This window comes from Robinsoniella sp. RHS, from assembly GCF_001029355.1.
Lineage (GTDB): Bacteria > Bacillota > Clostridia > Lachnospirales > Lachnospiraceae > Robinsoniella > Robinsoniella peoriensis.
Genome location: NZ_JNGB01000001.1, coordinates 293,534 through 301,161 on the forward strand (window position 1 = coordinate 293,534; position 7,628 = coordinate 301,161).

Here is a 7,628-nt window from a genome sequence, read left to right on the forward strand (position 1 = left end):
ATTTATTTTACAATTTTGACTGTTTTCTTCTGTCCCTTATTTTTCAGGATTTTTGTCTCATATTTTTTCAGGCATGACGAAGGCACTTTCATCTTTGCATTTTTGTGGATACCGGTGAATGCCTGGGATCCGGCTGATTTCAGCTTTTTACTTTTTATGGTAATACTCTTTAAACTGCTGTTCTTATAGAATGCTTTTTTACCGATCTTTGTCAGTTCTGTGCTTTCTATATGAACGGATTTTAGTTTTTTGCACTGATAAAATGCGTTGTCACCAATTGTTTTTACGTATTTTCCAACCGTTGCTTTTTTCGCTTTCGTACAGCCTTTAAATGCAGATTTTCCAATTGCAGTTATCTTAAAAGTTTTACCTTTTATTTTAACTGTTTTGCCGACTTTAATGGAAGTGAGGGTCTTCTTCGTCACTCCGGTTAGGGTTACGGTCTTGTTCTTTAGGCTGGTCACTTTATAATGGTAGGTACCTGTTGTATAAGTCTTTCCTGTGATAATGGTATTTTCTTGTTTTTCCTTTTCCTTATATTGCCTTTCCAGTTCATTGTATCTGGACTGTGCCTGGGTTAGAAGGCTGTAATTTGTAACCAGTTTTTTCTGATCCGGGGACAGCTTTTGATACATAGCCTGTGCCTCGTCGATCTTATTTTTGGATGCCTGGCTATAAGTAACCGTCCCAACCGCATTAATTTTAATCACAACTGCATCAGCAGCTTTAAGATTATTACAGGTTTGACGGGCCTGTTTTAATTTACTGTAGTTCGTTACCTTTGCCTTCTGGACTGCATTTAACGCTGCATATTCCTGCTCTGCCTTTATGATCGCCTGGTCACTTTGGATGGTAATTTTATCTCCGATTTTATTAATAAAATCCTCTACCGTTCTGACTGCAGGATCAACAGGTTCTGTAGGGTCAGTGGGATCTTCTGGGTCTGTTGGGTCTGTTGGGTCTGTCGGCTCTGTCGGCTCTTCCGGATCTGTCGGCTCTTCCGGATCTGTCGGCTCTTCCGGGTCTGTTGGTTCTTCCGGATCCGTGGGAGCATTTACCTTCAAACTATATGTGGCGCTTTGTGTTCCATAGCTGTTAGATACTGTCAGCGTAAGCTCTGATTCCCCGGCCATTATTCCCTTTACGGTAGCCCTGGCGCTGCCTTCCCCATCTGTTATTTCCACACTTCTACCTTCTGTGACAGACCATTGATAGGCATTGTCAGATACATCCGCCGGAGCGGTTACTATTCCAGTCAAAGCAGCTGTATCACCGATATTGATGGTATTCTTATCAGCCTGGACTGATACCGCAAATCCATTTGCTTTTGTCCATATAAGCATTTTAGTCGCATTATTCTGTCCGTAAATACCGTCATCGCCCCGGTTATTCCATGCATAAAAAGGAATTGCCTGTAGTTTTGCCGGAACTAATTTACCGCCTGCTTCGTAATATACATCTCCGGTGATTTCTACGACGCCCTTAAGCAGCTCCGGGTTATATTGCGCTGTAAATTCTGTGGATCTGGGAATCACATAGTTCAATGGATTCAGATTTTGGACTTCAGGATTTAAACTGGTATTCCCGGCTTTTTCTATGCTGTATACAAGAGGCCCTCTTTCTATTGCCACTCTCCCGCTATTTGTTTTGACATTTGGATTCGCTTCTGTCAATCTTATTTCCATTGGCATATCCACTGTAATTACATCACCTGGCGTCCATTTCCGCTTAATGGCAACATATCCATTGACAGCTTTTGCTGAAATATTCTCTCCATTTACTGAGATATCCGTATTTTTGTTTTTCTGGTCCTGTATCCAGCCCGGAATCCTTATATTAACAGTGAATTCCTTTTCTGACTCCGGTGTAACGGTGATGGCTGTTTTCCCCTCCCATGGGTATTTTGTCTCCTGCTTTAATGCCACTTTTGTGCCGTCTACATTTACTTTTGCATCGCTTCCGATGTACATATTTACATAGACATCATTTTGATGGACAGAATACATATAACCGCTCAGGGAAGCAATTGTCCTCATTAGGTTCGGAGGACAGCAGGCGCATGCAAACCATTCTGAACGGGCATTTCCATTAGATACCTCAAGGCGTGAATCATAATAGAAGAGATTTCCTTCCAGATTCGTTCCTACCAGTATACCGTTATAAAGTGCCTTTTCCACTACATCCGCATATTTTGCATTCTGATGCACCAGATTCATTCGCTGGTTCCAGTTAGCCACTGCAATCGATGCACAAGTCTCACAATAGGAATCATCATTGGGAAGCTCATAATCTCCGCCAAAGTCTTCTCCATGAGATCTTACCCCAATACCGCCGGTTATATAGGTTTTTCTATTTTGTACGGAATCCCAAATAGTGTCCAGCGTATCCAGATAGGCCTCTTTGTCAGCATCTCCATCCGGCAGTAAAGTTGCTACATCCGTTGCTCCCGCATAGAGATATGTGGCACGAACGGCATGTCCCACTCCGTTTTTCTCCTGAGTAAAGGGCGTTTTATCCTGGGAATAGTCACCGCCTTTGTAATTGCTTTCCCTTAAGGATTGATCTCCCCCTCTCCGGTCAATCAGCAGTTTGGCTGTATCTATATATTTCTGGCCTGCACCCTCTCCTTCGTACTCTTCTGCAAGCTTCGCCAGTTTTATCAAGGCAAGTTCTATTTCCTCATGCCCCGGAACTTCGTGGCGCTGCACGTCCGGTCCGAAAAGGCGTACAATTTCATCTGCAAATCTCTTGCCCACTACATAAAGGCTGTAATCAGGATCTCCGATTCCTTCCCGGTACCGGGTATACGCTACGACTGATTCAAATAAATGTCCTGCTATATACATCTCATGATTGCTAAAATCCCGGAAGCGATGAGTGCCGGGAGAACTTCCTCCTGCAAATGTAGTGCTCCTTAAAGTAAAGTGTGTATTAATATAACCGTCTGCATATTGAACCTGCTCAATCTTACTGATCCAGTCAGCTAATTTATCCTCTAATTTTGCTCTTTGTGCTGCAATTTCCGGATCCTTGTCATCCTGAATAACTGAGAGCGTATATGAAATTGCTTCGATGGATTTATAGATATCCGTATCCTGGAAAACAAATCCATTAAAAGGTTCATAGGATTCCCCGTTCAATTTTTTGATTGCATTATCAAAATTTGGTTCTCCGCCTGCTTCCATGGCTATCCTGTTGATTCCTGCATTTAGAGAATTCAACGCATTCACTTTCTGCTTTGGCTGCCAGAACTCATCATTCAGTTTTACATTTTCAAAAGTTACCGCACTATTGGCATCCGGTGCTACAACGGGTTCCTTTACCGTGATCTGTGCTTTGGCATCCCATTGCTCACCTCCGTAATTGACTATTCCATTTACGGTAAATGTCTTTCCTGCCTGATCCGCTGCATACAGCTTAGGGTCTACTGCTTCCCATTCAACGGGCATCAGTTTGGAATTGAATTCCTCTCCAAAGTCGAACGCTTCTGTTCCGCCATTCTGTGTCTTATTAACACTTTTCAGAGACGGGGTGGGATCGTCGAAGCTGATTCCATTTACAACTACCATTTTGGGAAGAATCGGCTCCCTTCCGGCTGCCGTTGCCGTGATGTAATCATCAATACTCTGTATGGATTCCACCGATACCGGAAAGGATACTTCCCGCTGCGTAGTTCCATAAGTGCATTTTAATTTTAAGGCACCAGCTCCAGCCGCTTTTGCCGTTACCGTAATCTTACTGGCATCTGTATCATTACCCGTTATTTCCAGAATTTCGCTGTACGCCTCGGGAACAGACCATTCATACGTAACATCAGGCAATTCTGAGGGTATGCAAAATCCCTGGTAGTCAGCAGTTTCGCCAAGACCGATCCGCTCTTTTCCGGTAATTTTAGCAGCAAAAAGTTTGTCCTTAATTGGTTCGCCATACACCTCCCATTCACTGATTCCAACTCCATTGCTTCCCGTTCCGCTGCGGTCTATGTACAGCCGCATCTGCGTTGTTCTGACCGGTGTCTTCAGGAGTACGACGTTCCAGTAACTGTTTGCACCATTTATTCCGCCGTTATTGCCATCATACCGAACCCCCACAGAAGACGTATCCACATCATTTTCGTCCTGCATGTCCGTAATTTCCACCCAGTCGTCCAGTGTGTTATCATAGTAATAAGCTTTGCAGGATTTTGGAAACGTAACATTCCCACTTGCATTTTGCGTTGCATTATCTGCCCACCACATCACTTGCATACTGGATATTTCATAGGGCTCCTCCCAGGTCAGCGTAACCGGTGTGGGATATGAACCACTGTTATTCCAGGTATTCCATGAGGTCTGCGCATTCCCCGTAGCCAATGCACCGTTGTTCACATTTGAAGCTGGCGTATTTTCACGATCTGCTGATGCTTTTGCATTTGGTGCAATATTCACACCCTCGCCAATCTTAGATAATACTTTTTCGCCAAATACCTCCCATTCACTTATCCCGATACCATTGCGGTTTGTTCCGTTGCGGTCCACCACCAGGCGTACTCCCTTTGTCTGAACCGTTTCTGCAAACGTTACACAATTCCAGTATTTATTTTTGCCGTTTAAACCATTTCCGTCGCTGGCATCATACACCACGCCCACTTCGGATACTAAATTTTGATTTTCATCTGTCATATTATCAATCAAAACCCAGTTGTCGCTGTTGTCCAGATAATACACCTCGCAGCTCTTTGGAAATGTAACAGAATCTGACCCTGCCTTATTGGCATTGTCCGCCCACCACATGACACGCATCCCGGATATCTCGTAAGTTTTGTCCCAGGTTAACGTCACCGGAGTGGGATAATTCAGCAGGCCATCGGACTTCCAGGTATTCCATGAAGTAAAAGGATCATTCGTCGCCAGACTGCCGTTATTCACATTTGCAGCCGATGTGTTTTCATGTTCGGCAGAAGCCACCGCTTTTAATGCAATGTTTTCTCCCAATTGCCCTTCCTCAGCATGCACGTTCATACACGGTAATGCCAGGACAAGTAGTGTAAAGCTCATAACCGTTGTTAAAATCTGTCGTTTCACACCAATTCCTCCCTCTTTTTCGCAAATTTTTATGCGTTTATTATCATTATTATAGCTATTGGAATTTTAAAAATATACGGGATTTTATACTGTGTTTGTGTGATATATTATGAATTCACATGGAAACTCCATCCTATTATTATAGACTGGATGTGCATCGCATTTTTAGCGTTATGTGATGTGTCACAGCCTGTCCATGGTATGTCATAAGGAGGTCTATTATATTGTAATTTGGTTTTCTCTATCTTTGTATTGTAATTTATTAATGTTAGTGGATTTATTTCAGATAGGTTTTTAAGTTCTTTATATCATTTACTTTTCATTACATCAAAGTATACATTCAATACATTGGAAAAATATATAGCAGGAAATCTGTTAGACTTCATTAATAACAGCCCCAGATAGAATATGCCCTTCGTTTGGATACCCCTTCGTTAATTAATAAAAACGTTGAGGTATTGTATAAAACATTCATAAACTGTATAATTGAATGATATTTAGCGTGAAGCATCCTTGAGGCAAATTTACAATTGACATCATAAAGTAAGATACTATATGAATCAGGAGAGGAAAACTACTCTATGGAAATGAAGAAAATGGAAATAAAGAGCAGTTGGATAATGACGTTGGAAACCATTTTGTTTTTTACAATTATATTAGGTTTCATTTTATATTTTAGCTGGTATGCTTTAAGATTTTTATCAGTCGGATTTATTTCTTTCTTTTTCCTCCAAATTCTCCTGGAATGGCCCTTTAGTCTGGTAACGGGTTTTGTAATAGCTATTATCATCGCGTTCTATAGAAAAACCAGCATTACCATGCTAGATGATGTAATTTTAATTAAGCGTTTTGGTTACCTCATGGAAATACCAAAAGTTGATATCATACGGTTTCATACGAAAAGAACACAGATAGGATACAATTGGCTGCAATATACCATTCGCCGAAGATATCTTGTTTACTATAATGAGAAAAAAGAAGAAAAGATGCTAAGACTATACGATTTCAACGCTTCCAATATAGAGGCTTTTTTTGAACAATTGAGATTACAGCTAAGTGAAACAATTTCCCCTCTGGAAAAATCTGAAATGGTTTATGAAGCGCAAAGAGATCCTGATTCTTTTCATTTATTGCCGGAAGATATTTTAAACAATGAAAAACGCTCCATATTGAAAATAGCAATCATTGAATTAATTTTATCGTTTCTCGGAATACTTCTCATTTTCTTAATGGAAAATGATGTAAGCTTCATGCCGCTTATAGGATTCGTTATTACCTTTTTTTCAATCCTATTGCTTCTGGTAGAACCTATTCGTTTGTATCTTCTGCATAAAAGAGGGAAAACTTGTCCGAGAAACATTACATACATGGGTACATTTATTGTTATAGATCACAACCACTATCGTTTAAATGAAATCACGGAAGTAAAGATGACATCACCAAGAAAAAAAAAGCAACTCCATTTATCCAACACAATACTTTTTATGCATAGAGCTGAATAATGGCAAACGGGATCGTTACTGGCTTGGCTCTGAATCTTCCTTTAGTGAGTATTCTGAATTATGTCGTTTTGTTGCTGATTCTATGATGATTTTTGCCGAGAAGTTTAAATATAACTGAATCCTATAAAAAGAGAGTATTGCCCGGAACCTAAATCCCCCGGCAATACTCTCTATCTCATTACATTAATTACCCCGCTATTTTCTGGTAGTTACCCGTTTACTGCTTCCATAACTGCTATAACAGGATAAACCAGCCGATTTGCGGTAAGACCTGACTGCATAATAATATTTCTTTCCTTTTTTTGCCTTCCGGTCCACATATGTTCTGACATTTGATTTAACAGTGGCAACTCTTTCCCATTTTGCTTTTTTGGAAGTCGTTTTACGATAAATCATATATTTCTGTGATCCCGCAACCTTTTTCCGACTGCCCCATTATTTTATGCTACCATATTATTTTCAGATATTCTCTATTCCATTGCCAAATGTGTTATATATAGAATCTACTTAAAATTGTTCTGCCCAGGCTTTCAGTTCATCTATACCTGCATCTGCATGAAAACGTTTGCCATCCATAAGGTCAGCACCTTTACAGGAATCTTCCAGTTCCACATTTGTCCTTCCCATTCCACTGCTGCCGGATGTTGCAAAGGGTATAATTTTTTTCCCTTCCAGATTATAAGCTTCTAAAAATGTATTGATAATAGTCGGAGCCACATACCACCAGATGGGGAAACCCAGATAAATCATATCATACTGATCCATATTCTCTACTTTATCGGCTATAGCCGGACGGAATGATTTATCATTCATTTCCACGCTGCTGCGGCTTTTTTTTATTTGTCCAATCCAAATCCTCAGCTGTGTATTTTTTGTGCGGGCTGAATTTCATGCAAATCCGCGCCAATCGCTGATGCTAGTCTTTCTGCTAATCTTGCGGTTATGCCGCTCACTGAAAAATATACTACTAATGCTTTACTCATTTTAGGTTCCTCCTTTATCATATATAGCGAACTGTCTCTGATAATTCTTTACGCTGGGTATGCATAGTAAGAGGTTTCGT

The 7,628-nt window shown here is 40.7% G+C and carries 3 protein-coding genes and 1 pseudogene; 1 reads left to right on the forward strand and 3 read right to left on the reverse strand.

Annotated features, from left to right (window positions below):
* Positions 1-2 precede the first annotated feature (2 nt).
* Positions 3-5,063, reverse strand: a complete 5,061-nt coding sequence (locus tag RHS_RS29860; RefSeq protein WP_395020953.1) for a beta-L-arabinofuranosidase domain-containing protein — start codon at positions 5,061-5,063, stop codon at positions 3-5.
* A gap of 581 nt (positions 5,064-5,644) precedes the next feature.
* Between RHS_RS29860 and RHS_RS01280 the strand changes: the two genes are divergently transcribed.
* The gene (locus RHS_RS01280; protein ID WP_047832127.1) at positions 5,645-6,565 is read left to right on the forward strand and encodes a hypothetical protein; all 921 of its coding nucleotides are present in this window, start codon (positions 5,645-5,647) and stop codon (positions 6,563-6,565) included.
* Between the two features lie 195 nt (positions 6,566-6,760).
* Here the strand turns inward: RHS_RS01280 and RHS_RS01285 are convergent, their stop codons facing one another.
* Together RHS_RS01285 and RHS_RS01290 are read right to left on the reverse strand one after the other, a co-directional pair.
* Positions 6,761-6,961 carry a hypothetical protein gene (locus RHS_RS01285; RefSeq protein WP_044294582.1) on the reverse strand — a complete coding sequence of 67 codons (201 nt, stop codon included), beginning with the start codon at positions 6,959-6,961 and terminating at the stop codon, positions 6,761-6,763.
* A 111-nt stretch (positions 6,962-7,072) separates the two neighbouring features.
* A pseudogene (locus tag RHS_RS01290) lies at positions 7,073-7,548 on the reverse strand (flavodoxin).
* Positions 7,549-7,628 lie beyond the last annotated feature (80 nt).